The sequence below is a fragment of the Streptomyces tibetensis genome (assembly GCF_007655005.1).
Classification (GTDB): domain Bacteria; phylum Actinomycetota; class Actinomycetes; order Streptomycetales; family Streptomycetaceae; genus Streptomyces; species Streptomyces tibetensis.
In genome coordinates, this window is record NZ_SZVW01000021.1 from 123,333 (window position 1) to 139,280 (window position 15,948).

Annotated in this window: 14 protein-coding genes and 1 riboswitch; of the genes, 7 read left to right on the forward strand and 7 right to left on the reverse strand. The window is 69.9% G+C overall.

The features are described 5' to 3' along the window. Positions 1 to 162 precede the first annotated feature (162 nt). From FDO69_RS31810 to FDO69_RS31835, 6 genes are all read left to right on the forward strand, one after another. Entirely contained in the window at positions 163 to 927 is a 765-nt protein-coding gene (locus FDO69_RS31810) for a GntR family transcriptional regulator (protein ID WP_104784962.1), read from the forward strand. Between the two features lie 139 nt (positions 928 to 1,066). Then, the gene (locus FDO69_RS31815) at positions 1,067 to 1,333 is read left to right on the forward strand and encodes a DUF3311 domain-containing protein (RefSeq protein WP_170320969.1); all 267 of its coding nucleotides are present in this window, start codon (positions 1,067 to 1,069) and stop codon (positions 1,331 to 1,333) included. Beyond that, on the forward strand, positions 1,330 to 2,958 hold the full coding sequence (gene mctP / locus FDO69_RS31820; protein ID WP_104784965.1) for a monocarboxylate uptake permease MctP: 1,629 nt from the start codon (positions 1,330 to 1,332) through the stop codon (positions 2,956 to 2,958). Before FDO69_RS31815 ends, mctP begins: the two co-directional genes overlap by 4 nt. A 106-nt stretch (positions 2,959 to 3,064) precedes the next feature. Beyond that, the gene (locus tag FDO69_RS31825) at positions 3,065 to 3,571 is read left to right on the forward strand and encodes a GNAT family N-acetyltransferase (RefSeq protein WP_104785077.1); all 507 of its coding nucleotides are present in this window, start codon (positions 3,065 to 3,067) and stop codon (positions 3,569 to 3,571) included. A 52-nt stretch (positions 3,572 to 3,623) separates the two neighbouring features. Continuing rightward, positions 3,624 to 3,779: riboswitch (cobalamin riboswitch) on the forward strand. A 125-nt stretch (positions 3,780 to 3,904) separates the two neighbouring features. After that, positions 3,905 to 6,256 (forward strand): ribonucleoside-diphosphate reductase subunit alpha, encoded by a 2,352-nt coding sequence (locus FDO69_RS31830; protein ID WP_104784968.1) that lies wholly within the window; start codon positions 3,905 to 3,907, stop codon positions 6,254 to 6,256. Between the two features lie 57 nt (positions 6,257 to 6,313). Next, positions 6,314 to 7,318 carry a ribonucleotide-diphosphate reductase subunit beta gene (locus FDO69_RS31835; protein ID WP_104784971.1) on the forward strand — a complete coding sequence of 335 codons (1,005 nt, stop codon included), beginning with the start codon at positions 6,314 to 6,316 and terminating at the stop codon, positions 7,316 to 7,318. On the opposite strand, the gene FDO69_RS41375 is transcribed toward FDO69_RS31835, so the two are convergent. After that, on the reverse strand, positions 7,231 to 7,473 hold the full coding sequence (locus FDO69_RS41375) for a hypothetical protein (RefSeq protein ID WP_167526715.1): 243 nt from the start codon (positions 7,471 to 7,473) through the stop codon (positions 7,231 to 7,233). The two genes, FDO69_RS31835 and FDO69_RS41375, sit on opposite strands and share 88 nt — an antisense overlap. Positions 7,474 to 7,566: 93 nt before the next feature. Here FDO69_RS41375 and FDO69_RS31840 point away from each other — a divergent pair, with 93 nt between their 5' ends. Then, complete coding sequence (locus tag FDO69_RS31840; RefSeq protein ID WP_104784974.1) at positions 7,567 to 8,529, forward strand: GlxA family transcriptional regulator; 963 nt, start codon at positions 7,567 to 7,569, stop codon at positions 8,527 to 8,529. A gap of 13 nt (positions 8,530 to 8,542) precedes the next feature. Here the strand turns inward: FDO69_RS31840 and FDO69_RS31845 are convergent, their stop codons facing one another. The 6 genes from FDO69_RS31845 to FDO69_RS31870 all read right to left on the reverse strand — a co-directional run bounded on the left by FDO69_RS31845 (position 8,543) and on the right by FDO69_RS31870 (position 15,837). Further along, positions 8,543 to 9,913, reverse strand: coding sequence for a bifunctional albaflavenone monooxygenase/terpene synthase (locus FDO69_RS31845; RefSeq protein ID WP_104784977.1), 1,371 nt, complete (start codon positions 9,911 to 9,913; stop codon positions 8,543 to 8,545). 62 nt (positions 9,914 to 9,975) lie between these two features. Continuing rightward, positions 9,976 to 11,061: an epi-isozizaene synthase gene (gene cyc1 / locus FDO69_RS31850; RefSeq protein ID WP_104784980.1), complete on the reverse strand. Its 1,086-nt coding sequence runs from the start codon at positions 11,059 to 11,061 to the stop codon at positions 9,976 to 9,978. A gap of 295 nt (positions 11,062 to 11,356) precedes the next feature. After that, positions 11,357 to 12,007 carry a peptide deformylase gene (gene def / locus FDO69_RS31855; protein WP_104784983.1) on the reverse strand — a complete coding sequence of 217 codons (651 nt, stop codon included), beginning with the start codon at positions 12,005 to 12,007 and terminating at the stop codon, positions 11,357 to 11,359. Between the two features lie 150 nt (positions 12,008 to 12,157). Beyond that, positions 12,158 to 13,138 carry a tetratricopeptide repeat protein gene (locus FDO69_RS31860; protein WP_104785080.1) on the reverse strand — a complete coding sequence of 327 codons (981 nt, stop codon included), beginning with the start codon at positions 13,136 to 13,138 and terminating at the stop codon, positions 12,158 to 12,160. A gap of 117 nt (positions 13,139 to 13,255) precedes the next feature. Beyond that, on the reverse strand, positions 13,256 to 14,503 hold the full coding sequence (locus FDO69_RS31865) for an HD-GYP domain-containing protein (protein ID WP_170320970.1): 1,248 nt from the start codon (positions 14,501 to 14,503) through the stop codon (positions 13,256 to 13,258). Continuing rightward, positions 14,500 to 15,837: an HD-GYP domain-containing protein gene (locus FDO69_RS31870; RefSeq protein WP_104784987.1), complete on the reverse strand. Its 1,338-nt coding sequence runs from the start codon at positions 15,835 to 15,837 to the stop codon at positions 14,500 to 14,502. The genes FDO69_RS31865 and FDO69_RS31870 overlap by 4 nt, the downstream gene beginning before the upstream one ends. Positions 15,838 to 15,948: the final 111 nt, after the last annotated feature.

The following is a 15,948-nucleotide window of genomic DNA, read 5'->3' on the forward strand; positions in this document are numbered from 1 at the left end:
GCGACCTACATATGCAGGAACCTTTAAGTAAGAAGCCAGCGAAAACCTCGGCGGGACACGGCATACTGCGGGTAGACCACAGGGAATGGTGGACTAGACCAAAAGAGGCGCCGACGGTATACAGGTGGGATCGTGTCGGCAGACGGGCCGGGAAGGCGGAGCATGAGCACCGACGTCAGCAGTGCGGAGAACGAGAACGGGGTGCCCGTCCGTACCGCGCGCGTGCCCAAGTACTACCGCCTGAAGAAGCACCTGCTCGACATGACGGAGACCCAGGCGCCGGGCACGCCGGTCCCGCCCGAGCGCACGCTGGCGGCGGAGTTCGACACCTCGCGCACGACCGTGCGCCAGGCGCTGCAGGAGCTGGTCGTCGAGGGCCGGCTGGAGCGCATCCAGGGCAAGGGCACGTTCGTCGCCAAGCCGAAGGTCTCGCAGGCCCTGCAACTGACCTCGTACACCGAGGACATGCGCGCCCAGGGCCTCGAACCCACCTCGCAGCTGCTGGACATCGGTTACATCACCGCCGACGACCGCCTGGCCGGGCTGCTCGACATCACGCCCGGCGGACGCGTGCTGCGCATCGAGCGGCTGCGCATGGCCAACGGGGAGCCGATGGCCATCGAGACCACCCACCTGAGCGCGAAGCGCTTCCCGGCGCTGCGGCGCTCGCTGGTGAAGTACACGTCCCTCTACACGGCTCTGGCCGAGGTCTACGACGTCCGGCTCGCGGAGGCCGAGGAGACCATCGAGACATCGCTGGCGACACCCCGCGAGGCCGGTCTGCTGGGCACCGACGTCGGGCTGCCGATGCTGATGCTCTCCCGGCACTCGCTGGACCGGGACGGACAGCCGGTGGAGTGGGTGCGGTCGGTCTACCGGGGCGACCGGTACAAGTTCGTGGCCCGGCTGAAGCGGCCCGCCGAGTGACCCCACCGACGGGCTTCCGTCGCTGCTGACATCTGGTTTCGGTTGGGTACCGCATTGCGGACGAGGGGTTCCGTTCCCGCCTCACCCTGACCTAGATTGCCTGCGCCACAGGTGATCACCAAGGGGACGGAGCCGCCTGATGTCGCAAGCCCCGGAAGCCAGCAGAGGGCCGGTGGTGACGCCTGTGCGCGTCGTCATCGCCGTCTGCCTCATAGCGCCCTTCGTGGCCATGCTGTGGGTCGGCTCGTACGCCAAGACCGACCCGGCCTTCATCGGAATCCCGTTCTTCTACTGGTACCAGATGGCCTGGGTGCTGATCTCCACCGCGCTGACGATGATCGCCTACAAGCTGTGGCAGCGTGACCAGCGCGCCCGCTCGGCCGCGAAGGGCGGTGCGTCGCAGTGAAGGACGGCGTGAACGGCGTCGCGCTCGGCGTCTTCATCTTCTTCTTCCTGGCCGTGACGGTCATGGGCTTCCTGGCCGCGCGCTGGCGCAAGGCCGAGAACGAGCAGAGCCTGGACGAATGGGGCCTGGGCGGCCGCTCGTTCGGCACCTGGATCACCTGGTTCCTGCTCGGCGGCGACCTGTACACGGCGTACACCTTCGTCGCCGTGCCGGCGGCGATCTACGCGGCGGGCGCGGCCGGCTTCTTCGCCGTGCCCTACACGATCCTGGTGTACCCGCTGATCTTCACCTTCCTGCCCCGTCTGTGGTCGGTCTCCCACAAGCACGGGTACGTCACGACGTCCGACTTCGTGCGCGGCCGCTTCGGCTCGAAGGGCCTGTCGCTGGCGGTGGCCGTGACGGGCATCCTGGCGACGATGCCGTACATCGCGCTCCAACTGGTCGGCATCCAGGCCGTGCTGGACGTCATGGGCGTCGGCGGCGGCGAGAACACCAACTGGTTCATCAAGGACCTGCCGCTGCTGATCGCGTTCGGTGTGCTGGCGGCGTACACGTACTCCTCGGGTCTGCGTGCCCCCGCGCTCATCGCCTTCGTGAAGGACACGCTGATCTACATCGTCATCGCGGTGGCGATCATCTACATCCCGATCAAGCTGGGCGGCTTCGACGAGATCTTCGCCAAGGCCGGTGAGGCGTACAGCCAGACCAACCCGGCGACGGGCGCGCCGCGCGGTGCGCTGACACCGGCCGAGCCGGGCCAGTGGACGTACGCCACGCTGGCGCTGGGCTCCGCCCTGGCGCTCTTCATGTACCCGCACTCGATCACGGCGACGCTGTCCTCGAAGAGCCGTGAGGTGATCCGCCGCAACACCACGATCCTGCCGCTGTACTCGCTGATGCTGGGTCTGCTGGCGCTGCTCGGGTTCATGGCGATCGCGGCCGGCATCAAGGTGCAGAACGGGCAGCTGGCGATCCCGCAGCTGTTCGAGACGATGTTCCCGGACTGGTTCGCGGGCGTGGCGTTCGCGGCGATCGGCATCGGCGCGCTGGTGCCCGCGGCCATCATGTCCATCGCGGCCGCGAATCTCTTCACCCGCAACATCTACAAGGACTTCATCAAGCCGGACGCCACTCCGGCGCAGGAGACCAAGGTCTCCAAGCTGGTCTCCCTGCTGGTGAAGGTCGGCGCGCTGGCCTTCGTCCTCACCATGGACAAGACGGTCGCCATCAACTTCCAGCTCCTGGGCGGCATCTGGATCCTGCAGACCTTCCCGGCCCTGGTCGGCGGCCTGTTCACCCGCTGGTTCCACCGCTGGGCGCTGCTCGCCGGCTGGGCGGTCGGCATGATCTACGGCACGGTCGCCGCGTACGGCGTCGCCTCCCCGACCCAGAAGCACTTCGGCGGCTCGGCGAAGGAGATCCCGGGCATCGGGGAGATCGGCTACATCGGCCTCACGGCGTTCGTCCTGAACGTGGTGGTGACGGTGGTCGCGACCTTCGTCCTGAAGGCCCTGAAGGCCCCCGACGGCGTCGACGAGACCAAGCCCGAGGACTACACGGCGGACGCGGGCGACCCCGGCGTCCAGGTGGAACTCCCGCCTGCGACAGCAGGTACCTCGCACTAAGGGCCTTCAGGGGCGCGGGGAACTGCGCGAGCAACCACACACAACCGGCAGCGGGCCACCGAGGAGCAAGCACCCTCGGCGGCCCGCTGTCGTGCACACTCACGCCATGGACATCCTGATCCGCCCCGTCGAACCCACCGAATACGACGACCTCGGCACCATCACCGCCCAGGCCTACCTTCAGGACAACCTCCTCGACTTCGGCGAGGGCGACGAGTACCTGCGCGTGCTGAGAGACGTCGCCGGACGGGCCGCCGCCGCCGAGGTCCTGGCCGCGCTCAGGGACGGTCGCGTGCTCGGCGGCGTCACCTTCGTCCCGTCCGGCGGCCCCATGGCCGACATAGCCGGCCCCAACGAGGCCGAGATCCGCATGCTCGCCGTCTCCCACGCGGCGCGCGGACAGGGGGTCGGCGAGGCCCTGGTCCGCTCCTGCCTCGCCCGGGCCCGGGCCACGCCGGGCTGCCGGAGCGTCGTGCTGTCGACCCAGCGCACCATGCACGCGGCCCACCGCATCTACGAACGGCTGGGCTTCCTCCGCACGCCCGAGCGCGACTGGAACCCCATCCCGGAGCGGACGGACATCACTCTTCTCACCTATGAGTTGACGCTCTGAAACCAGCGCGACACAACATCTGGGGGTGCCATCCGAACCCGGCACAAGATGTATGCTCATGCTCGCTGTCGCCGCAGGGGAATCCGGTGCGAATCCGGAACTGTCCCGCAACGGTGTACTTGTGCATGTCTGTTCCCGGAACCCTCCGTTCCCGGAACCGCCCCGCACAGGAGTCAGTCCGAGGACCTGCCGACAGCGCGCCCGGCCACCCGGCCGGTGTGCCCTGACGTCCGGGCCTCGTGGAATGGGCCGGTGGACGCGACGCCGCGTGCGCTCGTGTGCTGCCCCCCTGCCCTCGACGAGGCCCCCGTGCCGAGCGAGGGAGAGCCCCACGTGACCATCGCGCCAGCCGAACCGGTCTCAGCCGCCGAAGAAGAGCACGACACCCCCGGTGCCGCGCTGCTGCGGACCCTGACCGAGCTGACCGCCGACCTCCCCGACGCCGATCCCGGCCGGGTCGCCGCCGCCGCGTTGCGCGGCCGGTCCGCGCAGGCGGACGAGCGGGAGTTGCGGGAGCTGGCGACGGAGGCCGCGGCCGGTCTGATCTCCGAGGACCCCGCCTACTCCCGGCTGGCCGCCCGGCTGCTGACCATCGGCATCCGCGAAGAGGCCGCCTCCCAGGGCGTCACGTCCTTCACCGAGTCCGTCGCGGTCGGCCACCGCGAGGGCCTCATCGCCGACCGGACCGCCGAGTTCGTGCGCGTCCACGCCGCCCGTCTCGACGCGCTGATCGACCGGGAGGCCGACGACCGCTTCGGATACTTCGGCCTGCGCACGCTGCACAGCCGTTACCTGCTGCGGCACCCGCACACCCGCAAGGTTGTGGAGACGCCCCAGCACTTCATGCTGCGGGTGGCGAGCGGCCTCGCCGAGGACGACACCACGCGCGCGCTGGACGAGGTCGCGGCGCTCTACGGGCTCATGAGCCGCCTCGACTACCTCCCCTCCTCCCCCACCCTGTTCAACTCCGGCACCCGGCACCCCCAGATGTCGTCCTGCTACCTCCTCGACTCCCCCAAGGACGAGCTGGACTCGATCTACGACCGCTACCACCAGGTGGCCCGGCTGTCGAAGCACGCCGGCGGCATCGGACTCGCCTACTCCCGCATCCGGGCCCGCGGTTCACTGATCCGCGGCACCAACGGCCACTCCAACGGCATCGTCCCGTTCCTGAAGACCCTGGACGCCTCGGTCGCCGCCGTGAACCAGGGCGGCCGGCGCAAGGGCGCGGCCGCGGTCTACCTGGAGACCTGGCACTCCGACATCGAGGAGTTCCTGGAGCTGCGGGACAACACCGGCGAGGACGCCCGCCGCACGCACAACCTGAACCTGGCGCACTGGGTGCCGGACGAGTTCATGCGGCGCGTGAACGCCGACGCCGACTGGTCGCTGTTCTCCCCCTCGGACGTGCCCGAACTGGTCGACCTGTGGGGCGAGGAGTTCGACACCGCGTACCGGGCGGCCGAGGCCAAGGGCCTCGCGAAGAAGACCCTGCCGGCCCGCGAGCTGTACGGCCGCATGATGCGCACCCTGGCGCAGACCGGCAACGGCTGGATGACCTTCAAGGACGCCGCCAACCGCACCGCCAACCAGACGGCCGAGCCGGGCCACGTCGTGCACTCCTCCAACCTCTGCACGGAGATCCTGGAGGTCACCAGCGACGGGGAGACGGCGGTCTGCAACCTCGGATCGGTGAACCTCGGCGCGTTCGTGGCCGACGGCGGCATGGACTGGGAGCGGCTGGACGAGACCGTCCGCACGGCCGTCACGTTCCTCGACCGGGTCGTGGACATCAACTTCTACCCGACCGAGCAGGCGGGCCGCTCCAACGCCCGCTGGCGTCCGGTCGGCCTCGGCGCGATGGGCCTGCAGGACGTCTTCTTCAAGCTGCGCCTGCCGTTCGACTCGCCCGAGGCCAAGGCCCTGTCCACGCGCATCGCCGAACGCATCATGCTCGCCGCGTACGAGGCCTCCGCCGACCTCGCCGAGCGCAACGGGCCGCTGCCCGCCTGGGAGAAGACCCGTACGGCCCGGGGCGTGCTGCACCCCGACCACTACGACGTCGAGCTCACCTGGCCGCAGCGCTGGGCGGCCCTGCGCGAGCGCGTCGCCACGACCGGCATGCGCAACTCGCTGCTCCTCGCCATCGCCCCCACCGCCACGATCGCCTCCATCGCGGGCGTGTACGAGTGCATCGAGCCGCAGGTGTCCAACCTGTTCAAGCGCGAGACGCTGTCGGGCGAGTTCCTCCAGGTCAACTCCTACCTGGTGGACGAGCTGAAGCGGCTCGGCGTGTGGGACGCCCGCAGCCGTGAGGCCCTGCGCGAGGCCAGCGGCTCGGTGCAGGACTTCGCCTGGATCCCCGAGGACGTCCGCGCCCTCTACCGCACGGCGTGGGAGATCCCCCAGCGCGGCCTGATCGACATGGCGGCGGCCAGGACCCCGTTCCTGGACCAGTCCCAGTCCCTGAACCTCTTCCTGGAGACGCCGACCATCGGCAAGCTCTCCTCGATGTACGCCTACGCCTGGAAGTCCGGGCTGAAGACGACGTACTACCTGCGCTCGCGCCCGGCGACCCGCATCGCCCGCGCCGCACAGGCCACCGTCCCCGCGCAGGCCACCCCCGACCCCGAAGCGGTCGCCTGCTCCCTGGAAAACCCCGAGTCCTGCGAAGCCTGCCAGTAATTCCCACCCGCCACCCGACCGCCACCCCCTGGAGGACGGCGCTTCGCGCCGACTGTCATGACCCAGAACCTTCTCGACCCCGGCTTCGAGCTCACCCTGCGCCCCATGCGGTACCCGGACTTCTACGAGCGCTACCGGGACGCCATCAAGAACACCTGGACCGTGGAGGAGGTCGACCTCCATTCGGACGTCGCCGACCTGGCCAAGCTGTCACCGGCGGAGCAGCACCTGATCGGCCGGCTGGTCGCGTTCTTCGCAACGGGCGACTCGATCGTCGCCAACAACCTGGTGCTGACGCTGTACAAGCACATCAACTCCCCCGAGGCGCGGCTGTACCTGAGCCGTCAGCTCTTCGAGGAGGCCGTGCACGTCCAGTTCTATCTGACGCTGCTCGACACGTATCTGCCCGACCCGGAGGACCGCACTGCGGCCTTCGCGGCCGTGGAGAACATCCCGTCCATCCGCGAGAAGGCCTCGTTCTGCTTCAAGTGGATGGACTCGGTGGAGAAGCTGGACCGGCTGGAGACGCAGGCGGACCGCCGCCGCTTCCTGCTCAACCTGATCTGCTTCGCCGCGTGCATCGAGGGCCTGTTCTTCTACGGCGCCTTCGCCTACGTCTACTGGTTCCGCAGCCGGGGCCTGCTGCACGGCCTGGCCACCGGCACCAACTGGGTCTTCCGCGACGAGACGATGCACATGTCCTTCGCCTTCGACGTGGTCGACACCGTCCGCAAGGAGGAGCCGGAGCTCTTCGACGACCGGCTCCAGCAGGAGGTGGCGGACATGCTCCGGGAGGCCGTCGAGGCCGAGCTGCAGTTCGCACGCGACCTGTGCGGTGACGGTCTCCCGGGCATGAACACCGAGTCGATGCGGCAGTACCTGGAGTGCGTGGCGGACCAGCGGCTGACCCGCCTCGGCTTCGCTCCGGTGTACGGCTCCGAGAACCCCTTCTCCTTCATGGAGCTCCAGGGGGTTCAGGAGCTGACCAACTTCTTCGAGCGGCGGCCCTCGGCGTACCAGGTGGCGGTGGAGGGCACCGTCGACCTGGACGAGGACTTCTGAGCCGGCACCTCTTCGCGGGCCTCCTGGGCCTCCCTGATCTGACGGTCGATGCGCCTCTCGCGCACCAGGCCGATCACGGACGGGAGGATCAGGAGGACCAGGATCCCGAAGGTGGCGGCCAGTCCGATCAGCGCTTCCATCTGGTTCGTGTTCATGGACACCACTGTCGCGCTGATGACTCCTTACCGTCAGTGGCAGTACTGCCGTAGACCCTCGAATTACTGCCAAGGGCGAGGCACACTGGACGCATGCTGCAGAACGTGGCCGTCGCCCTCCTCGACGGCGTGAATCCCTTCGAACTGGGTGTGGTGTGCGAAGTCTTCGGCACCGACCGGAGCGACGAGGGCCTGCCGGTGTACGACTTCGCCGTGGCCTCGGCCGAGGGCCCGGTGCTGCGGATGAACTCGGGCTTCTCGCTCCAGGCCGAGCACGGCCTGGAGCGGCTGGAGACGGCCGACCTGATCGCCGTGCCGGCCGGGCAGAGCTACGCGCACCGGGACTTCCCGCCGGAACTGCTGGACGCCCTGCGCCGCGCGGTCGACCGCGGCGCCCGAGTGCTGAGCGTCTGCTCCGGCGTCTTCGTGCTGGCCGCGGCCGGGCTGCTGGACGGCCGCCGCTGTGCCACGCACTGGAAACACGCCCAGGAACTCGCCCGGCAGTACCCGCGCGTGGTCGTGGAGCAGGACGTGCTCTACGTCGACGAGGACCCCGTGATCACCTCCGCCGGCACGGCAGCCGGCATCGACGCCTGCCTCCACCTGGTGCGCAAGGAGCAGGGCACCGAGGTAGCCAACAAGATCGCCCGGCGGATGGTGGTGCCGCCGCACCGCGACGGCGGCCAGGCCCAGTACATCGAGCGCCCACTGCCGCTCCCCGAGGCCGACACGATCGGTGAGGTGCTGACGTGGATGGAGCGGCACCTGGACGAGGAGGTCACCGTCGAGCAGCTGGCCACCCGCGCCCACATGTCCCCGCGCACCTTCGCCCGCCGCTTCCAGCAGGAGACGGGTACGACTCCGTACCGCTGGGTGCTGCGCCAGCGTGTGCTGCTGGCCCAGCGGCTGCTGGAGGCGACGGACGAGACCATGGACGCGATCGCCGGCCGAACGGGGTTCGGCAACGCGGCCACGCTGCGCCACCACTTCGTCCGGGCGATCGGGACCACGCCGAACGCCTACCGGCGCACATTCAGAGGCCCCGAAGCGGCCTGAGGCACGGCTTCGGTCACCGCGCGACCGGCCGCACCAGCAGGTCGTGCGGCCGGAGCGTGATCCCCACCCGTGCGTCGTCCTTCGACCCCGCCACCTGCTCGAAGCGGTATCTGGTGGCCAGCGCCGCCGTGATCAGCGTCAGCATGGCCATCGAGAAGTGGTCACTCGGGCACTTGCGGTTGCCGACGCTGAAGGGGCTCATGGCGTGCTTCGGGATGTCCTTGACCCGGTCCGGAAGCCACCGGTCCGGGTCGAACTCCAGGTTTCGCTCGTACGACTTCGGGTCGCGCTGGATCGCGAAGGGGCTGTAGATGATGTCCGCCCCGGACGGAATACGGTATCCACCGAGTTCCGTGTCCCGCACCGCCCGGCGCGTCAGAATCCACACGGCGGGCCTCAAACGTATGCACTCGACCACGACATTGTTGGTGTGCCTGAGTCCTCGGACGTCCTCGAATGCCACCGGCCTCCCACCGGTGACGGCTTGCACTTCGTCGCGCACCCGGTCGGCGTGTTCCGGGTGCTCCGCGAGCATATGCAACAGCCACATGATCGTGGAGGCGATGGTTTCGCTGCCGGGGGTGAGGATCGCGACGACCTGATCGTGGATCTCCTGTTCCCCGATCGGGTCGCCATTGTCGTCCTTCGCCTCCAGCAATGCCGTCAGCAAATCGTCCGGCTTTTGACCGGATGCCCTGCGCTCGGCGACGATCTCGTCGACCAGGAGATGCAAATCGGCCAATGCCCGGTTGAATTCGCGGTTGGCCGGAAGCGGCAGGTTGTAGAGCGGCCCGAGCGGGACCACCATCCGCCGGTACATTCCCCGGAAGACGGTGGCGAGGGCGACGCACAGCCGCTCGGCCCGCTCGTCCATGTACTCGCCGCGCAGCAGGCAGCGAGCCGCCACGCGCACGGCCACCCGGAAGGACTCGGAGGTGCAGTCGATCGTCTCGCCGGGCTTCCAGCGCTCGGTGAGCGCGTGGGCCTCCTCCTCCATGATCGGGCCGTAGGCGGGGATGGCGTCGAGCCGGAAGGCGGGCTGGATGGTGCGCCGCTGGCGCCGGTGCCGCGGGCCGTTCGCCGTGGCCACACCCTCCTTGCCGAGCAGGCCTTCCAGGGACTCCCACAGCGGCCCGGCGATGATGAAGTCGTTGCTCAGTGCCAGGGCGCCGGTCAGGGCCGGGGTGGTGACCGCGTACACCGTCTTCGGTCCGAGCTTCAGCCGCACGACCTCGCCGTGGTCGCGCAGCCGGGACATGAACGCCAGCGGGTCGCGCGCCAGCTTCCAACCGTGCCCGAGAACCGGGACGCCGCCGCCCGCCCGGGGCGGCTCCCGCAGCTCCACGGCCGGCGGGGTTTCGGGCTTCACAGACTCGACGGTCATTTCTCACCTGCCGCTTCGTTGTCGACGTACGGGGGCGTGGACCGGTTTCACAGACTCGACGGTCATTTCTCACCTGCCGCTTCGTTGTCGACGTACGGGGGCGTGGACCGGTCGTCCCAGCTGTCCACCATGTACCGGCCGGACTCGTGGTGGAACCAGTAGACGGAACTGAACCAGTTCCGCATGTTGCTCAGACAGGCCCGCACGGCGGCGCTCAGTTCCTTTCCCCGCACGGTGCCGTCGGCGAGGTCGTCGGCGAACCCTAAGGCTTCCTGCTCGACGTCGATGAAATCGGTGATGGTTTTCTCGACTCGACGCCTGACTTCCACGACGGCCTGTTCCAGAGTCAGCCCCTCATGGGTGATGAGACTGATTCCGAGATTGTGCACCTCATCGCCCGCGATTTCCTTCGGGAGCGAGCACAGATCGTTGTACCAGGCGGCGAATTCCTGGCTCAGCAGCGCCGCCCGCCGATACGCCGGGTGTTTCCGCACGGCGTCGGGGAGTTCACAGCCGGCGGTCGGCTCCAGCAGGTCCGTCCATATCCAGTGCGCGAAGGTGAGCCGGCGCAGTTGCAGGTATTCCTCGACCGTCGGGACGATTCCCCGGGTGCGGTTGTGGAACTCCCGGTCGTACGCGTCGATCACCGCGTGGAAGTGCCGGGCGAACCGGAGGTTCCACGTCTGGCCCAGGAACGCGTACAGCCGCAGCACACTGTCTGCGAACCCGGCGACCAGTGGGTCCTCGTGGTGCAGGTGCTCCCTGGGGGAGTCGAGGGCCGAGTGCAGCCGGTCCCTCAGCCGCCGCCAGGCGACAGGGCGGCCGTGCACGATGTCGCGGTCGTGACGGTCGTCCCAGACGAAGAACCACGCGCTGTAATCGGCGATCGCCTGCATGACCTCGTCCGAGGAGCCGATGTAGTACCCGGCCATGAGGTCGGTGTAGCAAAGGCCGTCGGCATATTCCTCCACCTTGTCCGCCGGCATGAGCCGCTTTTCGAGCAGCCAGGCCCGGGTCTTCTCCTGGCACTTCGGCCAATACGGGTGGAGTTGCCGGGGAAACTCCGCCTCGATCACCGGGAGAGAGAGCGACGGTGGAACTGGGATCGTGACCGGTGTCGGTGTGGTGCCGTGTGACAAAGCATGCACGAACTAACCCCTCTCAGCCGCCAGTTGGCGCGGGCGCCCCTCCCTTCGTGCCGGGCGTGCGCCGTTGCATACCCCGCTCATCCCATTCAGCACTACAACTGACCGTTCTGGGAACGTATTTGCTTCATTCACCACCCCACAGCGCCGGGAATCTCCCGTTGTGTGACTTCCCGCGGATCACCGGGAGAGCAACAGCGGTCGAACGTGCGACGGACAGGCGAACGGCACAGAAGAACGGCGCCTGTCCCGGGCGGGAAACCCGGACAGACGCCGTGCGGCTGGTGAAGCCGAGGTCTCAGTCGTTGGCCACCACGGGGTAGCGGGGCTCGTTCTCGGCCATCTGCCGCAGGGCGTCCTTGCGCTCGCGCTTGGAGAGCCGGTCGATGTACAGGTAGCCGTACAGGTGGTCCGTCTCGTGCTGCAAACACCGAGCGAAGTACCCGGTGCCGCGCACCCGGATCGGGTTGCCCTTCTCGTCCTGCCCGGTCACCTCGGCGTAGTCGGGGCGGGCGAGCGGGGCGTACGCGGTGGGCACCGACAGACAGCCCTCGTTGCTGTCGTCCAGGCGCCGCTTCTCGGCGGGCAGTTCGACGAGCTTGGGGTTGCAGACGACACCGGTGTGCCGGACGCCCTCGTCGTCGGGGCAGTCGTAGACGAAGACCTTCGCGTCGACGCCGATCTGGTTGGCGGCGAGGCCCACGCCCTCGGCGGTGCGCTGGCTGGCGAACATGTCCGCGACGAGCTGCTGGAACTCCTCGCCGAAGTCGGTGACGTCCTTGCACTCCTTGTGCAGCACCGGGTTCCCGACCACCGTGATCGGCCGCGAGGTTCCCCGCTCCCGCCAGGCCGCCTCGCGCTCCTCGCAGTCCTCCGTGTCGATCACGTACCCCTCGTCATCGACGGGGAGCACGCCCGCACGCTGCTGATCGGTGTCCTGCTGAGCCATGACGTTACGTACGCCTTCCTGAACAAATCCAAGCCGGATGCAGATACAGGGTACGGGGAAGGCGCCCCGTCAGGGGTGCGGGACTGTTTCACCATCGGCTCCGCCGCGCGGGCGCGAACAACCACGACGGCGCGGCACCCGACAACGGCGCTAACAGACCTCTTCCAGATCCCGCCAATCCCGGGAATCCGGACTGTCCGCCACCCACCCGTCCAGCAATCCTCGAACCAGCGCAGCCGGCGCAGCCAACCCGCACTCCCGCTCGGGAACCCACAGCTGCCCGTCCGTGCGGTGCCCCAGCGGCCCGGGATGCCCCGGCTCACTGTGATCGTGCGGATCGAGATGCTCCCCGTCGCCCTCGTCCGACGGCATACGCGACTCGGAACACATCCGGCACAGCAACCGCACGGAGGAAGACCAGTCCTCCGCGGCGAACCCGGCGTCCGCCGCGAGCTGCTCCAGCGCGTCCCGGTCCGACTCGGTCGCCGCCTCCAGCAGCACCACCCAGGTCGGCACCGGCGAGGGCGCCCACAGCTCGATCTCGTCGAACACCGGGTAGGTGTGCCCGGCGGCAGTCGTCCGCTCCCCGTGCGGCACACCGTCGTGCAGGACGACCTCACCCCAGCGCCGCCCCGACGACGGCAGCGGAATGGACAGCACCTCGATCCGCGCGGGATCCAGCCGCCGCCCCCACACGACCTCGGCCTCCCCCTCCGGGGACAGCCGTACGGCCGCGCTGCCGAGGTCCATGCCGAGGGGCTCACCGGAGTCGTTGGCCGCTCCCGGCACCCGCAGCCCGTAGGCCTGCCAGGCGCGCCGGGCCAGCGGCCAGTCCTGCAGCCCGGTCGCTGCGATGCCGACGTTCCACCAGTCGGGCGCGCCGGTGTCCCGGTCGAGCAGGGCCACGGCTCGCAGCCCGGCCGCCCGCGCCTGCTCCCAGTCGTGCCGGAACTTGTGCAGCAGCGCGAGGTTGAACCAGGACTCGGAAAGCCAGGGCTCCAGATCGGCGGCACGTGTCAACAGTGCGCCTGCGTCCTCGTACCGGCCGTCGCCGATGAGGGTGAACGCCCGGTCCGTGGCCTGCCGCCAGGAGGCGGAGGGCCGGTGCCGTCCCTTGCCGAAGATCCTCACGATTCCCGCCTGCCAGTTCCGTGCGGTGGGCTGGCCGTAGCTGTGTTTCGAGCCCCCGGACACCTTCTCCTTCGCATCCAACCACGTACGGCCTCGAGGGCGCTCATTACCCATGGGTTACCCAGCCACGGGCAGGGTCAGACTGCTCCTTGCCAGTACGCGGGCCAGTGATTCCACCACCTCCGGGGCGTACGTCCCGGCCGTGGCGAGCCGGAGTTCCTCCAGCGCCTTCAGCGGCCCGCCCGGCCCTCCTTCCCGGGACTTCTCCTCGTACGCGTTCACGGCCCGGACGATTCGCGCGGCGAGCGGCTGCTCTGCGTAGGGGTCGGCCTGCCGCTCCACCATCACGGCCACCGCCTCGTCGACGCCCGTCTGCCGTACGACGGCCCCGCCGAGCAGGGCGATCCGCCGCTGCTCCGCGGCGGGCAGCGCGGCCGTGGCGCCCGCAGGCACCGGGTCGACGAGGCTCAGCTGGCCGATGTCGTGCATGAGCGCGGCGTACTCCAGTACGGCGAGCTCGGGCTCGGTCAGCCCCAGGTCACGCCCCACCGCCTTGCTGACCGCGGCGACGCGCCGGGCGTGCCCGGCCGGGGTGTATCCGGCGACCTCGGTGGCCCGGGCGAGGGAGGCGATGGTCTGCCGGTAGGTCGCGCGGACGGCGGCGTAGCGGCGGAACGACATCTGGGCGAGCAGCAGTGGTACGGAGAAGACGGGCAGGGCCCACAGCCCCACGACCGCGACCGCCAGCGCCATCACCGCCCCGGTGGCGATGACGGCGGACCCGATGCCGCACACGGCCCGCAGCTCGTCCCGCAGCACCGGCCCGAACGGCCAGCCGGTGCGGGTGTGGGCCAGGGCGGCGGCGAGCACCGCGTCGCACAGCGCGGTCAGGGACAGCAGGGCGAGCAGCAGCAGGGCGTAGGCGGGGCCGCCCCAGTCGTCGAACATGCCCCGGTTGTACGGGGGCTGGAAGCACACGGCGACGAAACCGACGGTGAGCACGCGGCGCGCCACATGGTCGAGTGTGGGCCCCTGGCCGCGGGCGACGTGCGGGACGCTGCCGAGCAGCGAGGCGGCGAGGACCACGGCGACGACCTGGGCGGGGCCGTGATGGGTGGCCCGTCCGCCGGCCTCTCCGAGCAGGGCGTAGGACAGGGCCGCCGCGGCTCCGAGCGGCGCCGGCTCCCGGACCCGCGCGCCGTTGCGCCGGGTGAGCTCGCCGACGGTGACGAGGACGCCGAAGGCGAGGGCGACCCGGCGTTCCTCGAGGCCGTCGTAGAGGGTGACGGCGAGGGAGCCGGCGGCGAAGAGGCCGGCGCAGGCGTGGACGAGGGTGAGGAGCGGGGGCGGCCGGTACGCGCTCATCGGTGTGCTCCTGGGCGGCCGGACAGGTGTGCGCCGGGCGGGGGCACCCGTGGTGGGCGGGTCTCGTCGTCGTCGGCGGTCACGGCGGGGTGCCACCCCGTCCGCCCGACGGCGTCGACCAGAGCGGCGACCATCACCGGGTCGAACTGGCTGCCCGCGCACCGCTCCAGCTCGGCCAGGGCCACGGCGACGGGCCGTGCCCTGCTGTAGCTGCGGGTGGAGGTCATGGCGTCGAAGGCGTCCGCGACCGCCACGACCCGTGCGGACTCCGGGATCTGACGACCCACCAGGCCGTAGGGGTAGCCGCTGCCGTCCAGCCGCTCGTGGTGGTGCAGCACGGCGGCGCGGGCCTCGCCGAGGAAGCCGATGCCGCGCACCATCTCGTGCCCGTACTCGGGGTGGAGCTCGATCACCCGCCGCTCCTCGGGCGTCAGCGGCCCGTCCTTCCTGAGCAGCCGGGTGGGCACGCCCAGCTTGCCGACGTCGTGCAGGATCCCGGCGAAGCGGAGCACCTCGACGCGCTCGTCGGCCATGCCCAGCTCGCGCGCGATCATCATGGAGGCCTGCCCGACCCGCTCGCTGTGCCCGCGGGTGTACCCGTCCTTGATGTCGACGGCCTGGACGAGCGCCCGGATGGTCGCCTGATGGGCGGCGTGTTCCCGGTGGTACTGCGCGAACGCCCACCACGAGACGCACATGGGCAGCAGCACGAGCAGCGCGGCCACGGGCCCGTAGGGGCTGCGCCACAGGACGGCCATCATCAGCCCGGCGAGGCCGTGCACGGCGATCGGAGCGAGCGAGCGTGCCACCAGTCCCCGCCAGGCCCGCCGCACCGGCACCCGTTCCGCCACGGCCAGGATCCCGCCGTCGAGCAGCGCGAGCACCAGGCAGAACGCCAGCACGGCCGCCCCGGCCGGCCCGAGGGCGTACGGGACGTCGCCCGCGGCGACCGCCTCCGGCCCGCCGAGCAGCCGGTGCGTCCTGGCCGCGGCCCACACCCCGAGGACGAGCTGGGCGGCCCGCCAGACGCGTCGCAGTGCCACAGGCCGCTGCCCGACCTGTGAGAGCAGCGCGCCGGGCACGGCCACCAGCGCCGCCGCGGGCGCGGGCAGCAGGAAGGCACCGGCGAGCAGCACGGGGTAGAAGGTCCCGGCCGGGTGGGAGATCCCCACGAACCGGGACCGGGCGACGCGCTCGCATCCGGCGTACAGCCCGGCGAGCAGTACGACCGCCCACCAGGTGGTGTGGGTGCCCGGCTGCGGCAGCAGGCAGAGCAGGGCGGCCGTGACGACACAGGCGATGTAGACCCGTGCCCGTGCCGGTACCGCTTCCATGTGCCCCTCCCCCGGCCAGGTCCGTCAGGCCCGGAGCCTAGGACGGCAACAGGGGGCTCCGCGGGCCGATAACCCGCGGATTAGCACATTCGAGTGACGTGTTCGAGAGTG